Origin of the sequence: Microbispora bryophytorum (genome assembly GCF_043197435.1) — a bacterium.
Lineage (GTDB): Bacteria > Actinomycetota > Actinomycetes > Streptosporangiales > Streptosporangiaceae > Microbispora > Microbispora bryophytorum.
The window spans coordinates 18,119-32,976 of the sequence record NZ_JBICTF010000016.1; the positions used below are offsets into that span (position 1 = coordinate 18,119).

At 71.3% G+C, this 14,858-nt stretch carries 13 protein-coding genes; 6 read left to right on the forward strand and 7 right to left on the reverse strand.

Annotated features, from left to right (window positions below):
• The first annotated feature begins 369 nt into the window (after nt 1-369).
• Both ACGFIB_RS35640 and ACGFIB_RS35645 read left to right on the forward strand, forming a co-directional pair.
• The gene (locus ACGFIB_RS35640) at nt 370-1,194 is read left to right on the forward strand and encodes a DUF4097 family beta strand repeat-containing protein (protein WP_393377842.1); all 825 of its coding nucleotides are present in this window, start codon (nt 370-372) and stop codon (nt 1,192-1,194) included.
• A gap of 34 nt (nt 1,195-1,228) precedes the next feature.
• Nucleotides 1,229-1,969 carry a PadR family transcriptional regulator gene (locus ACGFIB_RS35645; RefSeq protein WP_393377845.1) on the forward strand — a complete coding sequence of 247 codons (741 nt, stop codon included), beginning with the start codon at nt 1,229-1,231 and terminating at the stop codon, nt 1,967-1,969.
• Nucleotides 1,970-2,027: 58 nt separating this feature from the next.
• On the opposite strand, the gene ACGFIB_RS35650 is transcribed toward ACGFIB_RS35645, so the two are convergent.
• Nucleotides 2,028-2,990, reverse strand: a complete 963-nt coding sequence (locus ACGFIB_RS35650; RefSeq protein WP_393377848.1) for a zinc-binding dehydrogenase — start codon at nt 2,988-2,990, stop codon at nt 2,028-2,030.
• A gap of 166 nt (nt 2,991-3,156) precedes the next feature.
• Nucleotides 3,157-4,065: an AfsR/SARP family transcriptional regulator gene (locus tag ACGFIB_RS35655; protein WP_357265530.1), complete on the reverse strand. Its 909-nt coding sequence runs from the start codon at nt 4,063-4,065 to the stop codon at nt 3,157-3,159.
• A gap of 307 nt (nt 4,066-4,372) precedes the next feature.
• Here ACGFIB_RS35655 and ACGFIB_RS35660 point away from each other — a divergent pair, with 307 nt between their 5' ends.
• Nucleotides 4,373-5,044, forward strand: a complete 672-nt coding sequence (locus tag ACGFIB_RS35660; RefSeq protein WP_357031991.1) for a TetR/AcrR family transcriptional regulator — start codon at nt 4,373-4,375, stop codon at nt 5,042-5,044.
• Nucleotides 5,045-5,075: 31 nt separating this feature from the next.
• Here ACGFIB_RS35660 and ACGFIB_RS35665 read toward each other — a convergent pair whose 3' ends face one another.
• From ACGFIB_RS35665 to ACGFIB_RS35675, 3 genes are all read right to left on the reverse strand, one after another.
• Nucleotides 5,076-6,530 (reverse strand): MFS transporter, encoded by a 1,455-nt coding sequence (locus ACGFIB_RS35665; protein ID WP_357251215.1) that lies wholly within the window; start codon nt 6,528-6,530, stop codon nt 5,076-5,078.
• A 200-nt stretch (nt 6,531-6,730) separates the two neighbouring features.
• Complete coding sequence (locus ACGFIB_RS35670; protein ID WP_357251212.1) at nt 6,731-7,444, reverse strand: SGNH/GDSL hydrolase family protein; 714 nt, start codon at nt 7,442-7,444, stop codon at nt 6,731-6,733.
• A 70-nt stretch (nt 7,445-7,514) separates the two neighbouring features.
• On the reverse strand, nt 7,515-9,059 hold the full coding sequence (locus tag ACGFIB_RS35675; protein WP_357265526.1) for a flavin-containing monooxygenase: 1,545 nt from the start codon (nt 9,057-9,059) through the stop codon (nt 7,515-7,517).
• Nucleotides 9,060-9,262: 203 nt separating this feature from the next.
• Between ACGFIB_RS35675 and ACGFIB_RS35680 the strand changes: the two genes are divergently transcribed.
• The 3 genes from ACGFIB_RS35680 to ACGFIB_RS35690 are packed head-to-tail and all read left to right on the forward strand — an operon-like array spanning nt 9,263 to nt 12,692.
• A complete protein-coding gene (locus tag ACGFIB_RS35680; protein ID WP_393377852.1) occupies nt 9,263-10,810 on the forward strand; it encodes a flavin-containing monooxygenase in 1,548 nt (515 codons plus the stop codon).
• Nucleotides 10,807-11,670, forward strand: coding sequence for an SDR family NAD(P)-dependent oxidoreductase (locus tag ACGFIB_RS35685; RefSeq protein WP_191054590.1), 864 nt, complete (start codon nt 10,807-10,809; stop codon nt 11,668-11,670). The genes ACGFIB_RS35680 and ACGFIB_RS35685 overlap by 4 nt, the downstream gene beginning before the upstream one ends.
• Nucleotides 11,667-12,692 carry an alpha/beta hydrolase fold domain-containing protein gene (locus ACGFIB_RS35690; protein WP_357251204.1) on the forward strand — a complete coding sequence of 342 codons (1,026 nt, stop codon included), beginning with the start codon at nt 11,667-11,669 and terminating at the stop codon, nt 12,690-12,692. The genes ACGFIB_RS35685 and ACGFIB_RS35690 overlap by 4 nt, the downstream gene beginning before the upstream one ends.
• A 73-nt stretch (nt 12,693-12,765) precedes the next feature.
• Here ACGFIB_RS35690 and ACGFIB_RS35695 read toward each other — a convergent pair whose 3' ends face one another.
• Together ACGFIB_RS35695 and ACGFIB_RS35700 are read right to left on the reverse strand one after the other, a co-directional pair.
• Nucleotides 12,766-14,307 (reverse strand): MmgE/PrpD family protein, encoded by a 1,542-nt coding sequence (locus ACGFIB_RS35695; protein WP_393377855.1) that lies wholly within the window; start codon nt 14,305-14,307, stop codon nt 12,766-12,768.
• Nucleotides 14,304-14,858 carry a flavin reductase family protein gene (locus ACGFIB_RS35700; RefSeq protein WP_357251198.1) on the reverse strand — a complete coding sequence of 185 codons (555 nt, stop codon included), beginning with the start codon at nt 14,856-14,858 and terminating at the stop codon, nt 14,304-14,306. The genes ACGFIB_RS35695 and ACGFIB_RS35700 overlap by 4 nt, the downstream gene beginning before the upstream one ends.

Consider the following 14,858-nt stretch of genomic DNA (forward strand, 5'->3'; position numbering starts at 1 on the left):
AGCCGTGATCTTGCAGTTTGTCGCACGCACCCTCGACGACCTGCGCATGTTCTGTACGTGATCACACAGTTTTTTCGGCCAACCCCATTCGACCTCGGCCGATCCATTTCGTGATCTTGCAATTACAAGATCACGAATGATGAATCCGCAGGTAAACACGGGCGACACCTCGATGACTACAAGATCATCAAGGATACCCGGGCAGGTCGGCGGGCATCCGTGCGACAAACTACAAGATCACGGCGGTGTTCGGGGGGACGAGATATATCTTGACTTTCCATAGACGAGATATATCTTGTTTGTGGATGGTTCGTCCGCGCGGCCGCCGACCCGCGCGGGCGCAGGACTACGCGTGGAAGGGCCCGAGCTATGCCCCAATACACGATCGACTCTCCCGGACGGCTGACGTTCGGAGAGGTCACCGCGCTCAACGTGCGCATCGTGGCCGGCCGGCTGGCCGTGCTGGCCAGCGACGGCCCGCCGACCCTTGATGTGACGGAGGTGGACGGCTCGCCGCTGGTCGTGACCCACAACGACGACGACGGCCGCCTGACCGTCGCGTACAAGGACCTGACGTGGGACGGGATCTTGGGCTGGTTACGCCCGGGCCCGCGCAGGACCACGCTGACGCTGACCGTGCCGAAGACGTGCACCGTGCAGGCCGGGGTCGTCTCCGCCTCCGCCGTGGTGGCGGGCATGGAGGGGAGCACCGGCGTGAAGGGCGTGTCAGGGGAGATCGTCCTCGACAACGTCACCGGCGAGGTGCAGGCCGAGACGGTCTCGGGCTCGGTGGAAAGCCGTGGACTGGCCGGCGATCTGTCCTTCTCCACCATCTCCGGCGACCTCACCGTGGCCGAAGGCCGGCCGAGGCGGCTGCGCACGAACACGGTGTCCGGCCGCGTCACCGCCGACCTCGAACTGGAGCCCACCGGTCACGTCACCATGCACAGCGTGTCGGGTGCGATCGTCGTACGGCTCCCGCACGACGTGGACACCGACGTGTCCGTCCACACGACCTCGGGCAGGGTCGAGTCGGCCTTCCCCGAGTTGCACACCACCTCGGCGCCGGGAACCCGCTCGCTCAGGGGCCGGCTGGGCGGCGGCATGGCGTCCCTCACGGCGACCACCATGTCCGGCGCCGTCACCCTGCTCAGCGGCTCGCCCGCCGGCAGGCGAGGAGAGGAGAAAGCGTGAGCGAGCGAACGAGGGAACACGGCGAGGAGAGAGCATGAGCCCCGTGTTCGGGCACGGCCGGTTGCGGCTGTACCTGCTGAAGCTGCTGGAGGAGAGTCCGCGGCACGGCTACGAGGTCATCCGGCTCCTGCAGGACCGTTTCCTCGGCGTCTACTCCCCCTCCCCCGGCACGATCTATCCCCGGCTGGCCCGGCTGGAGGACGAGGGCCTGGTCACCCACGAGGTCGTGGACGGCAAGAAGGTCTTCACGCTGACCGACAAGGGGCGGGCCGAGCTGCACGACCGGATGGACGAGCTCGCCGACCTGGAGCAGGAGATCACCGCCTCGGTCCAGGACATCGCGCGCGAGGTGAAGGAGGATGTGCGGCAGACCGTGCGTTCCCTGCGCGAGGAGCTCACCCAGATGGCCAAGGACATCGGCCACGACGGCCGTGACGCGCGGCGTGAGCAGAAGGAGGAGTGGCGGCGGCAGCGCGACCAGGCCAGGGAGGAATGGAGCAGGCAGAAGGAGGAGTGGCGCCGCCACAAGCGCCAGTGGCAGGAGGAGAGCGACCGCTGGCAGCACGAGTGGCGGCGGATCTGGGAGGAGTCCTGGGGGTTCGGCGGCGGCCGACAGGGCGGTCACGACGCCGCGCTCAGCCGGATGCTGGCCGACTTCGTCGCCGACGTCCACCGGTCCTCCGCCGCGGGCGTGCCCGACGAACGGGCCCTGGCCGAGTGCCGGGCCGCCCTCGACGAGGCCGCCGAGCGGATCCGCCGGGCGCTGCACCCCTGACCGGCGCGACCGGTGACCGGCGCGACCGGTGACCGGCGCGACCGGCAGCGAGAGGCCGTCAGATCGTGAAGACCACCTTGCCGAAGACCTCGCCGCGGTGCATGGCGGCGAACCCCTCCTGCGCCTCGGCCAGCGGCAGCACCCGGTCGATCGCCGGCCGGACACCCGTCTGCTCAAGGAACACCGCGAGCCGCGCGAGCTGCTCGCGCGTCCCCATCGTGGATCCGATGATCGACTTCTGCAGGAAGTAGACCTGGGCGAGCTGCGTCGGGGCGACCATGCCGCTCGTCGCGCCGCAGGTGACGATCCGGCCACCCGGGCGCAGGGAGCTGAGCGAGTGCTTCCAGGTGGCCTCGCCGACCGTCTCCATGACGGCGTCCACCCGCTCGGGCAGCCGCGCGCCCGTCTCGAAGACCCGGTCGGCGCCGAGCGCGAGGGCCCGTTCGCGCTTGTCCTGCGAACGGCTGGTCGCCCAGACGCGGAAGCCGCCGGCCCGGCCGAGCGCGATCAGCGCGGTCGCCACGCCGCCACCGGCGCCCTGGACGAGGATGGTCGAGCCCGGTTCCAGCCCCGCCTTGTCGAAGATCATTCGGTAGGCCGTCAGCCAGGCCGTGGGCAGGCAGGCGGCCTCCTCGAAGGAGATCGCCGCGGGTTTGGGCACCAGGTTGCGGCGGGGCACCGCGATCTTCTCGGCGAACGTCCCGTCGTACTTCTCCGACAGCAGCGAACGCGCCGGGTCGAGGGTCTCGTCCCCGTCGACCGGCGTGCCGATGACGGAGTGGACGATCACCTCATTGCCGTCCTCGTCCACCCCCGCGGCGTCGCAGCCGAGCACGATCGGCAGCCGGTCCTGGCTGATCCCCACGCCCTTGAGGGTCCACAGGTCGTGGTGGTTGAGCGCGGCGGCCCGGACCGTGACGGTCGTCCATCCTTCCGGCGCGTCCGGCTCGGGATGCTCCCCGAGCGTCAGGCCCTTGAGCGGGTCGTCCGGATCGGTCTGAGTGACGGTGAGGGCGAACATGCCAGAACATTACTCCGGCCACCGCGCCGGGCCCGGTACGGCCCCGCGCGCCTCGCCGCCGGCGCCTGTCCCACCCGGGAAGACCGCCGAGGCCGCCCCGGGCGACCTTTCCGGGCACGGCCCGGGAAGCGGCCGGTCACGGTGGTCCCACCGCTTTCCGTCAGGGTCATCGGCCCGCGCCGAGTGCGGCCCACCGGTCCGTGGGCCTGTCCGGCCGGGCCGGGCCTGTGGGGCGGGGCGCCTTCCGCGCGGCGCGTCCGGCGTGGGACGCCAGCTCCCCGCGGTCGGCCGCGCCTCGCCGGCTCTCGCGGGGCAGTGCCAAGCCCGGGCCGAGGCTCACCAGATCCTCGGTGGCGAGACACAGTTCGCTGCCCGGCCCGACGCCCAGTTCGTCGCTCAGCACCTTCTCGGCGTTCTTGTAGGCCTCGATCGCCTCGGCGTACCGGCCCATCCGGCACAGGGCGCGGATGTGCCGGGCGTGCATCATCTCGTTCAGCGGATTCTCGGCGATGAACTTCCTGGCGTTCAGCACCACCTGCTGGTTGCTGCCGAGAGAGAGCCACGCGTCGATCAGCGTCTCGCGCGCGACCGCGCGCCAGTTGTCCAGTTCGTTGGCCGCGGCGGCGCCCAGCCGCCCGTCGAGGGCGTCGAGCATGGCGTCGCCGCGCCACAGGCAGAGCGCGTCCTTGAGGATGCTCGCGACCACCGAAGGAGTCCCCGGCGCCAGGTCCAGCGCACGCTCGGTGAGGTTGACGAACCGGTGCGCGTCCACCTTGCCCCGGTCCAGGTTGAGCCGGTAGTCGGAGCCGACCGTCTCGATCAGGTCGGATTCCCGGCCGTAGTGCCGCAGCCAGCGGCGAAGCCGGGCGAGATGCGCGTGCAGGGCGTTGACGGCGTCGTCGGTGGTGGTCATGAGGTCGAGTTCGTCGATGAGTTCGTCGCGCATCACCGTGTGTCCGGCACGGAATGCGAGAATGGCGAAAAGACTTCTTAGTTTCGCTCCGGTCGGCGCCGCCTCACAATTGGAAAACCTGACTCGCAACGGGCCGAGAACATCGATGCCAACGATCGCCACAGTTCACTTCCCCCTAGTGGAAAACGGGCCACGCCACGTAGTTGCCGCATCACCGGCGGAGGAACGGAGCATCCTCCTCGGCGGCAGGTAAGGCCCCTGGCGACGAATAACAGGTGGATCTCACCGAATTGTCATCGGCAGGAGTCTAACCAGAGGGAATCTCCAAGGGGGACCCGCACGTTCGAGCAGCTACCCGGTCGATCGAGTAGGCCGCGCGGAGGCCGGGCGGGCGGATGACGGTCGATCCGGGTTCCCGCGTTTGCCTGCGGCCGATCGGGGTGAGGACTTATGGTGTACGGTCGATCGTATGGGGAGTGCTGTGGATCCCGTGGCGCCGCACGATGACACGATCGCACCCGGTCGGGCTCTCCTGGGGGGAAAGACCGGGGTCACGGACAAACGCCTCCTGCGCGGCGCCAGGACACGCGAGCGCATCCTGGGGCACGCGGTCGATCTGGCCTCGCTGGAGGGGCTCGGGAACGTCTCCTTCGGCCGGCTCGCCACCGAGACCGGGCTCAGCAAGGCCGGCATCCAGACCCTCTTCAAGAGCAAGGAGGCGCTCCAACTCGCCACCATCGAGTACGCGCGCCGCCTGTTCATCGACGCGGTCATCCGGCCGACCCGGTCGGCGCAGCCGGGCGTCGCCCGGCTGCGCGCGCTGCTCGACCGCTGGACCGAGTACGCCACCGCTCCGCTGTTCGCCGGCGGCTGTTTCCGGGCCGCGAACCTGGCGGACTTCGACAGCAGGCCGGGCCCGATCCGCGACGCGCTGTTCCGCGACCAGCAGGAGTGGGTCGCAACCATCGCCGGCGAGCTGGGGAACGCCGTCGCCGAGGGCGAGGTCTCGGGTCTGGACACCCAGCTCGCCGCCTTCCAGATCGACGCCCTGCTGTGCGCCGCCAACACCGCCCTGCGCATGGGAGACGCCGGCGTGGTGGACAAGGTCTACCGTGCCGTGAACGGGATGCTGGGCCTCTGACCGGCCCTCCCGAGGAGGGCCGGTCATCGCCTCACCGGCCTCCCCCGGCCCGCTTGGGCAGCAGGAAGATGAGGACGGCGGTCACCGCGGCGATCACGAACGTGCCCAGCGACGCCATCGCGAAGGCGTGCCCCGCGGCCTCCACCGGTCCGTCCGCCTGCGGGTGGAAGGAGTTGAAGAACACCGCGCCGATCACGGCGACGCCGAGCGCGCCGCCCACCTGCTGAGCCGTGGACAGCGACCCGGAGGCCATCCCGACCGACTCCGGCTTGATCCGGCTCAGCACGGTGTTCAGCAGGGGTGTGATGAGCAGGCCGCCGCCGACGCTCTGCAGCATGAGAGTGGGGATCACCAGCGCCGGGGTGAGCTTCGGGCCGAGCAGCAGCACGACCGTCGTCGCCAGGTATCCGAGGGCCAGGATGATCGCGCCGACCTCGAGCACGCGCCGGCCGTACTTCGGCACGAGCCGGCCCGCCACCATGCTGAAGATGAAGAAGACGGTCGCGGCGGGCGTGTACACCAGCCCCGCGCCCAGCGCCGACATGCCGAGGCCCTGCTGCATGGCGACCGACAGCGACAGGTAGTAGGAGCTGAGCAGCGCGTACACGGCCAGGACCAGCACGATGCCCAGCGAGAACGAGCGCTGGGCGAACAGCGACAGCGTTATCAGCGGATCGCCGCCGCGACCGGCCACGGCGCGCTCGACCGCGACGAAGACCCCGAACGCGATCAGGCTAGCGGCGAAGCACGCCCAGATCCACCACGGCCAGCCTTCCTCCCGTCCCTGGATCAGCGGGAAGACCGCGAGCAGCAGCGCGACGCTGAGCGCCAGCATTCCGGGGATGTCGAGCTTGCGGGCCGAGGGAGAGCGCGACTCCGGGACGTACGCCAGCGCGAGCAGGAGCGTGACGACGCCGATCGGCACGTTGACCCAGAACACCGCCCGCCAGTCGGACCCGAAGATGCCGGCTCCGATGAGCAGGCCGCCGACGAGCTGGCCACTGATCGTGGCCATGCCGATCACGACGCCCAGGACGCCGAAGACCCGGTGCCTGCCCTTCTCGGGGACCAGCACCGTGACGACGGCGAACACCTGGGGAACCATCAGGGCCGCGCCCACGCCCTGGACGACACGCGCGGCGATGAGCGTTCCCGGGCTCGGCGCCATGGCGCACGCGATGGAGGACAGCGTGAATATCCCCATGCCCAGGACGTAGATCCGCTTGCGGCCGAACAGGTCCGCCACGCGACCACCCGTGATCATCAGGATCGCATAGCTGAGCTGGTATGCGGCCAGGACCCATTGCAGGTCACCGACGGAGGCGTTGAGATCGGCCGCGATCGACGGTGCCGCCACCACGACGATGAACGAGTCGAGGATCGCCATGAACATGCCGACCATGACGAGCGACATCGCCCCCCAGGGGATCGCCGCCTCCTCCGTCGGCGCCGCGGGGGCGATCACCTGTTGCCGGTCCTTGGTCACATGACCTCCCTGTTCCTGCGCCTCACGCACTGCGCCTGCCGTACGCGGGACTCCCCGCCGGCCCTCGGCACGACGGGACACGAAGAGAACAGGCAAAGCATACGCCCGTACGTATTTCTTCTTCAACGCTCCCACGGCGACGGGCCGGCGGCGAGAGCCGCCGGCCCGTACGCGGAGTCGGAACCGGGAGGAGCGGCCGGTCAGGTGTGCCGGGGAGCGTCTTCGCCGGACCCGGACCGGTCGCGGCCGAGGACGCCGGCCAGCGCCTTGACCATCTCTGCCGCCATCACCGCCTGCCCGGACGTGGAGAAGTGGATGCGGTCGGCGCTCAGCAGCGTGTCTCGGTCGTTGACCGGGTGGCTCCACATGTCGATGACGACCGCGCCGTACTCGGCGGCCAGGCGGCGGACCATGTCGTTCAGCGTGGCGATCCGGTCGCGCCAGTCGGGGAAGACCGGCACGACGAAGGCCCGGCCCAGGGTGAACGTCGTCAGCGTCGCGCAGGTCCCCGCCGCCAGGTCGTACATGCGCCGCAGCGTCGCCTCGATCTCACCGAAGTCCGGCCGCCGGCGGATGATGTCGTTGGCGCCGCACGGCACGTGCAGGAGATCGGGAGCGAACTCGAGCATCGGCCCGGCCTGCTTGTCGAGCGTCTCGCCGGTGGTCACCCCGACCTCCGCCGTGTTCAGGTACTCCAGGTCCGGCTGGACGCGCCGCAGGATGCCGGCGAGCCGGTCGGACCACCCCTGGTCGAGATAGCCCGGGCTGGGATCCCCGGTGCCGGCCGACAGACTGTCCCCGATCACGGCGTATCGGCGCCAGGGGGCTCCGGACAGCATCCTGACGGCGTCCTCCGCCGTGAGGCAGTAGGGGTCCGTCTCTTCGGTCAGACCGATGTGCGCGGTGGTATCCATCAACAAAGAGTACGATCGACCGTATTTATCGGGCAAGGGAACGCGACACCCCCGGGCCGGACCGTACGCCTCACTGACCGCCCGCGGAGGATTCGGCCCGCGGGGCGCCCTGCGCGTCCCGCCCGGCCCGTGAGCCGGACAGGATGAACGCCCGCGGGTCGGGGCGGCGGGTGGCCTTCCAGTACGACGTGCCGGTCCCCGGCCACGAATGCCGGTTGTGCCCGGTGTGGTCGAGGAACCAGCTGTGGCAGCCGCCGGTGTTCCAGACCGACCGGTTGAGCTTGCCGTGCAGCCAGGCGTTGAACCGGCGCTGGACCTCCCCGCGCACCTCCAAGCGGGTGGCCCGGCGCGCCTTCATCATGCGGAGGCACTCGACGATGTAGTGGAGCTGCGACTCGATCACGAACAGGATCGACTGCGCTCCGCCGCCCGAGTTGGGCCCCATGATCATGAACATGTTCGGCATCCCGGCGACGGTCATGCCCAGGTAGGCGGTCATGCCGTCACGCCACGCCTCCTGGATCGTCAGCCCGTCCCGGCCGGTGATCGGGATGTCGGCGCACCGGTTGTGGGTGCGGAACCCTGTGCCGAGGATCACCACGTCCGCCTCCCGGACCTCGCCGGACTCCGTCCTGACGCCCGTCTCGGTGAACTCCGCGATGCCGTCGGTGACCAGGTCCACGTCCGGGCGCAGCAGGGCGGGGTAATAGTCGTTCGACAACAGGATGCGCTTGCACCCGATCTTGTACCGCGGGGTGAGCTTGGCACGCAGTTCCGGATCGGGCACCTGCTTGGCCAGCATGCGCCGCGACGCCACCTCCAGGATCTTGACGAACCGCGGGTTGAGGAACGCCAGGACGGGGAGTTCGTGCGTCCAGTACGCGACGTTCCGGTAGAGCCACTGTGTGAACGGCAGCGTACGGAACAGCCGGTGTTCCCAGGGCTTGAACGGCCGGTCGGCCTTGGGCAGCATCCAGTGCGCGTTGCGCTGGTAGACGTCGACGTGCGCCGCGACCCCCGCGATCTCCGGGACGAACTGCACCGCGCTCGCCCCGGTGCCGATCACCGCGACCCGCTTGCCCGCCAGTTCCACGGAGTCGTCCCACATGGCCGAGTGGAAGATCGGGCCCTTGAAGCGGGCCATGCCGGGGAAGTCCGGGACGTTCGGCAGGTGCAGCGCCCCGTGCGCCAGCACGACGATCCGCGGCCGGTACTCCTGGCCCGACCGGGTGCGGACCCGCCACCGGTCGTCGGCCTCGTCGAACTCGTACGACACCGCCTCGGTGCCGAACCGGATGAAGGACTCCAGCTCGTGGTCCTTGGCGACGGTCGCGATGTAGTCGAGGATCTCCGGCTGCCGCGCGTACATCCTGGACCACTTGCGGCTGGGGGCGAAGGAGTAGGAGTACATGACGCTCGCCACGTCGCACGCGCAGCCCGGATAGGTGTTCTCGCGCCACGTCCCGCCGACGCCGTCGGCCTTCTCCAGCACGACGAAGTCGGACATGCCGGCGCGGAGCAGTTCGATCGCCATGCCCAGCCCGGCCATTCCGGCCCCCACAATCAGGACGTCCGGTGTCTCGGCCGACCCCGTCTCCGCTGGCGTTAATCCCATGGGACCTCTCCTCACCTGCCCGGTCGTCGACAGCGAAGATCCGGGGCACCGGACATCGCGGCCGTTGCGGCACCCATCGTCTACAAGGTCCCTGAAACACCGCTGTCCGTCGGCGGGGCCGGGTTTCAGAGACACGTCAGGCCGGGTTGGGACAATCGCCGGGCGAATCGCGCAGACGGCGATGACGAGAGATCGGATCGCGCGTGGACTCTACAGACTCGAAGACGCCGCTCGACGTCGTGGCCGCGGTCACCGGGGACCCGGATCCGGCGGAACCGCCGGAGCGGCACGCGCACATCATCGTGATCGGCGGAGGACTGGCCGGCGTCGCCGCCGCGGTCCGCTTCCGGCTCAAGGGGTGGGACGACTTCCTGATCCTGGAACGCGGTGACGACGTCGGCGGCACCTGGCGTGACAACACCTATCCCGGGGCGGCGTGCGACGTGCCGTCCCACCTGTACTCGTACTCCTTCGCCCTCAACCCGGACTGGACGAGGTCGTTCTCCGAACAGACGGAGATCCAGGACTACATCCGCAAGGTGGCGCACCGGTACGACATCCGCCGCAGGCACGTGTTCGGGTGCGAGGTCACCGACGCGCGCTGGAACGACGCGGCCGGGCGGTGGGAGCTGCGCACCTCCAAGGGGCGCTTCACCGCCGCCATCCTGGTGGGCGCGTGGGGCGCGCTCTGCGAGCCGGCGCTGCCCGACATCCCCGGGCTCGACACGTTCGGCGGGCCGATCTTCCACTCGGCCCGATGGAGCCACGAGGCGGACCTGACCGGCAAGAAGGTCGCGGTCATCGGCACCGGCGCCTCGGCCGTCCAGATCGTCCCCGCCATCGCGGACCAGGTCGACGAACTGCGCGTCTACCAGCGCACCGCCCCCTGGATACTGCCGCGCCTGGAACGCCGCTACACGAAGGCGGAACGGCTGGCGTTCCGCCGTCTGCCGTTCTACCGGCGGCTCGTCCGCTCGGTCCTGTACTGGGCGCACGAGGCCCAGGTCGTCGGCCTGGCGAGGCGGCCGATGCTGCTCAAGCCCGTGGAGCGCCTGAGCAGGGCCAAGCTGCGCTACGAGGTGCGCGACCCGGAGGTACGCCGGCGGCTCACGCCCGACTACCGCCTGGGCTGCAAACGCATCCTCCTGTCCAACTCCTATTACCCCGCCTTCAACCGTGAGCACGTGCGCCTGGTGACGACGCGGATCGACAAGGTGGGCGTCGACGCCATCGCCACCGCGGACGGCGGCCTCCACGACACCGACGCCATCATCCTGGCCACCGGTTTCCAGGTGACCGACTCCCCCACCTACCGCAAGATCTTCGGCAGGCACGGCAGGAGTCTCCGCGAGGTGTTCGACGACGTCGGCCGCAAGTGTTACAAGGGCACCGCCGTCGCGGGCTTCCCGAACCTGTTCATCCTCGTGGGCCCCAACACGGGCCTCGGCCACAACTCGATGATCTTCATGATCGAGTGCCAGGTGAACTACCTGGTCGACGCCGTCGAGACCATGCGGCGGCGGCGCATCCGGTCGGTGGAGGTGCGCGCGGACGCCCAGGACCGGTTCTCCCGGACGCTGCAGGACAAGCTGTCGCGCAGCGTATGGAACACCGGGCGCTGCGCCAGCTGGTACATGGACAAACACGGCGCCAACACCACGATGTGGCCGGGCTTCTCCTACGAGTTCCGGCAGGTCACCCGCACGTTCGACCTCGACGCCTACCACACTTCCCACGCGGAGACCCCATGACCAGGAGAACCGGAACGACCCGTTTCACGGGGAAGGTCGCCGTCGTCACAGGCGCGGGCTCGGGGATCGGGCGGGCGCTCGCCCTGCGCCTCGCCGGGTCCGGCGCCGCTCTGGCGATCTCCGACGTCGACGCCGCCGGCCTGGCCGAGACCGCCGACCGGTGCAAGGCCGGGGGCGCCGACGTCAAGGCCGACCACCTGGACGTCACCGACCGGGACGCGGTCGTCTCCTACGCCGGTGACGTCCTCACCCGGTTCGGGACGGTGAACCAGCTGTACAACAACGCCGGAATCGCCTACTACGGCGAGGTCGAGCGGGCGCGCCTGGAGGACGTCGAGCACATCTTCAAGGTCAACTTCTGGGGCGCCGTGTACGCCACCACCGCCTTCCTGCCCCACCTGGTGGCATCCGGAGACGGGCACCTCGTCACCGTCTCCAGCCTGTTCGGGCTCATCACCTTCCCCGGCCAGAGCGCCTACAACGCCTCCAAGTTCGCCGTACGCGGGTTCACCGAGGCGCTGCGCCAGGAGATGCTGGCCGCCCGGCACCCGGTGCACGTGACCTGCGTCCACCCCGGCGGCATCAGAACGGGGATCACCCGGCGCCTGGCGGTCGCCGACGGCCTGGACGCGGACGCGATCGCGGGCGTCTTCGACCGGCGGCTGGCGTTGCACAGCCCCGAGATGGCGGCCGCCGTCATCCTCGACGGCGTGCGCAGGCGCAGGGCGCGGGTCGTCGTCGGCGCCGAGGCCAAGGCCCTCGACTGGCTGGCCCGGGTCACGCCCTCCGGCTCGCAGCGGGCCGGCGTGCTGATGGCCCGGCTGCTCGGGCTCTCCCCCTCGCCCCGGAGCGCGCTGTGACGGCGACGCCGATGCTCCCGCTGCCGCTCGCGTCCGCGCTGCTGGCGCCCTACTACCGCCTGACCTTCCACCACCGAGTGCCGTGGCCGGTCCAGCGCGCTCTGCTGAACGCCGTGGCGCGCCTGCAACCGCTCCCGGCGGGCACGACGGTCTCCAAAGCGTGGCTGGGGGGCCGTCCGGCCGAGCGGGTCGTCGTCGGGCCCGCCCCCTCGTCCGAGGCCGTGCTCTACCTCCACGGCGGCGGGTTCACCACGGGGTCGCCCGCGACCCACAGGTCGCTGGCCGCCTACCTCGCCCGGGAGATCCGCCGTCCCGTCTACCTCCTGGACTACCGCCTCGCGCCCGAGCATCCGTGCCCGGCCGCGCTGGACGACACGGTCGCGGCGTTCGACGCGCTGACCCGCGTGGCGAACTCGGTCGCCCTGGCGGGCGACTCGGCGGGCGGCGGCCTCGCCCTCGCCGCCGCCCAGGTGCTGGCCGCCAGGGGGACGGCGCGGCCGGCCGCGCTGGCCCTCGTCTCCCCGTGGGCGAACCCCGGTGTCCAGGCCGACCGGCGCCGGGATCTCGTGGTCAGCCGTGCGTGGGCCTTCGCCTGCGCGGCCGCCTACCTCGGCGACGGCGACCCCGCCGACCACCGCTACGCGCCCGCGCTGGGAGCGCTTGCCGGGCTTCCCCCGACGTACCTGCACACCAACGTCCGGGAACTGCTCTACCCGCAGTGCCGCGCGCTCGCCGCCGCGCTGAGCGCGGCGGGCGTCGAGGTGCGCTACGTCGAGCACGCCAGGCTCTGGCACGCCGCGCAGGCGCAGGCGGGCCTGGTCAGGGCCGCCGCCGAGTCGGTGCACGACATCGGCCGTTTCCTGACCGGCGTCTGGTCGGAGCTCCAGCGGGACGCCGGGCCCGGACCCGGTTCGGAGCCCGGGCACGTTTCAAAGCCCGGACGGGGCCGGGCCGAGGAGCGGCCGGCGGACGCGCGGACGGGGCCGGCTTCCCGGGAGACGGCCCCCGAGCCGTCCTCCTGACGAGCCGGCCCCTGCCGCCCGGACTCCGGACCGCCCGGACTCCGGAGCTCCGGGGCTCCGGGGCTCCGGGCCGTCAGGGCTCCGGCAGATCCTCCACCGCGCGGGCCAGGACCGCGACGACCTGCTCGGGGCCGAGTGCGTCGAGGTGTTCCAGCTCGGCCAGCACGTCCCGCGGCCCGCCGGTGGACAGGAACTTGCGGGCCACGATCGCGCCGTGGTCACGGCGCGTCTCGGGGCCCGCCGAACCGACGAAGGCGTCGCGGCTCTCCGCGGCGGCCGTGCCGTCGGCGAGTTCGACGGCGACCCTGGCGCCGATCGCCATGGTTGCCTGCTCGAACGTCTCCTCCGGGCCGCCCAGCGCGGCCAGCAGGGCCGGCGCGGCGTCACCGGTCCACCGCACGAACTCCGGCCAGTCCAGCGCCCGGTCCCCGGCCCGGCGCAGCGACTCGCCCAGCGGCGAGGTGGCCTGCGCCATCCGGATCGACAGGTCCATGTCGTGCTCGACCACGACCTTCTCCGCCAGGGCCCAGCGCTCCGGGTCGGCCAGGGCCAAGGGAGTGAGGTCCCCGGGCCCGAACGCCCCGGTCATCAGCAGCGTGGCCACGCCGTACCCGACCGACAGGGTCGCGGCGGAGACGTTCGTCCGGGGGCCGTCGAGCTCCCGGGCCACCTTCTGCTCCATCTGCCAGGTCAGCAGCGACCCGTGGACGACCACCCGGCGGACCCGGGACACGTCGACGGCGCCGAGCCGCCGGTGCAGCCGCTCGGCGCAGTCGAACGCGGCGTGCAGGTAGGCGCTGCCGGGGAAGCGCTTGTAGGTCAGGGTGTCGGTGTGCCATCGGCGGCCGAGCCCGGTGGTCACGATCTCCGGCAGCGGGACGGCCGACAGCGCCGCCAGCAGCCCCTCCGGGTGCTCGAGGATCGCCGCCGGCCCGGTCAGGCCATGCGCCGCGGCGTCGCACCCGTCGAGCGCCATGCGGACGGACGCCGCCGCCGACAGCGCCTTGACGTCGCTGGTCACGACCGCGTGGTGGAGGGGGACGGGCAGCGTTCCCAGCGCCAGCCCCAGCCCCGCGACCCACTCGCCGGGAGCGGCGTCGCGGGCGCGGAGGCGGGCGGCGGCCGCGCCGGCGAGATGGCAGTGGGTGTTGGTCTGGCCCCGGAAGAACGGGCTGAGGATCGTCGCCGCGGTGATCCTGGCGGCGCACTCGTTGGCGGTGACGATCGTGGTCAGCAGCGCACGCCCGTCCAGCCGGTCCACTCCGGCGTGCGCGATCGCGACGTTCACGCCTCCCGTCGAGACGTGCCCCCCGTAGGCGACCTCGTCGAAGTCGAGCGCCGAGGCCAGGGCGGCCAGTACGCAGGCCGACCGGGTGGGGTCGGCCCGCAGCGGCGGGCCGAACGCCGCGACGATCGCCCGTCCGGCGGGATGGCGCAGCGACGCGCGCACGGCCGCCAGGTTGGAGATGAGCTGGCTGCGGGCCGCCGCGAGCGTGGCCGCGGGGATGTCCTCGTACGTCACCGCGTGCGCCCAGGCGGCGAGCCGCGCCGTGAGGCTCGCGGGCGGCTCGGCAGGCTCACCGGAGGTGACGCCGGCGGGCCGGGTGGTCGTCATGACCCGCCTCCCCTCCCGTTCACGCCGTCGGGCGGCGCGACCTCCAGGTGCCGGTAGGAGCGCTCGTGCCAGACCAGCGGACGGCCCTGCCCGGCCCGCATGTTCGTGAGCCGCCCGTACACCACGACGTGGTCGCCGACCTCGTCCACGGAGTACAGGTCGCACCATCCGACCGCGAGCGCGCCGGCGATCACGGGGCTGCCGTCGACGAGCTGCACCTGGCCCTCGATCCCGGCGAAGCGCGAGCCCTCGCCGGCCGACCGGCTGAACCGGTCGGCCAGGCCGGCCTGGTCGTCGGTCAGCAGGTGGACCGCGAAGCGCCCGGCGGCGCGGATCGCGGCCAGGGTCTGGGAGCAGGGGCGCACGCAGCACATCAGGAGAGGAGGGTCCATCGACACGCTGGTCACGGTGCTGACGGTCGTCCCCGACCAGCCGGTCGGGCCGCACGAGGTGACCACGGCGACGCCGGCGGCCAGCTTGCGGCAGTAGTCGCGGAACGGCTCGGCGCCCAGGGACGGAGCGCTCCCCCGCACGGAACTCGCGCTGACCAC

Excerpts from the sequence above, each read along its gene's own strand:
- ACGFIB_RS35640 (WP_393377842.1), top strand. The coding sequence starts at position 370 with ATGCCCCAATACACGATCGACTCTCCCGGACGGCTGACGTTCGGAGAG.
- ACGFIB_RS35695 (WP_393377855.1), bottom strand. The coding sequence starts at position 14,307 with ATGACGACCACCCGGCCCGCCGGCGTCACCTCCGGTGAGCCTGCCGAG.
- ACGFIB_RS35675 (WP_357265526.1), bottom strand. The coding sequence starts at position 9,059 with ATGGGATTAACGCCAGCGGAGACGGGGTCGGCCGAGACACCGGACGTC.
- ACGFIB_RS35685 (WP_191054590.1), top strand. The coding sequence starts at position 10,807 with ATGACCAGGAGAACCGGAACGACCCGTTTCACGGGGAAGGTCGCCGTC.
- ACGFIB_RS35650 (WP_393377848.1), bottom strand. The coding sequence starts at position 2,990 with ATGTTCGCCCTCACCGTCACTCAGACCGATCCGGACGACCCGCTCAAG.
- ACGFIB_RS35660 (WP_357031991.1), top strand. The coding sequence starts at position 4,373 with ATGGGGAGTGCTGTGGATCCCGTGGCGCCGCACGATGACACGATCGCA.
- ACGFIB_RS35670 (WP_357251212.1), bottom strand. The coding sequence starts at position 7,444 with ATGGATACCACCGCGCACATCGGTCTGACCGAAGAGACGGACCCCTAC.
- ACGFIB_RS35645 (WP_393377845.1), top strand. The coding sequence starts at position 1,229 with ATGAGCCCCGTGTTCGGGCACGGCCGGTTGCGGCTGTACCTGCTGAAG.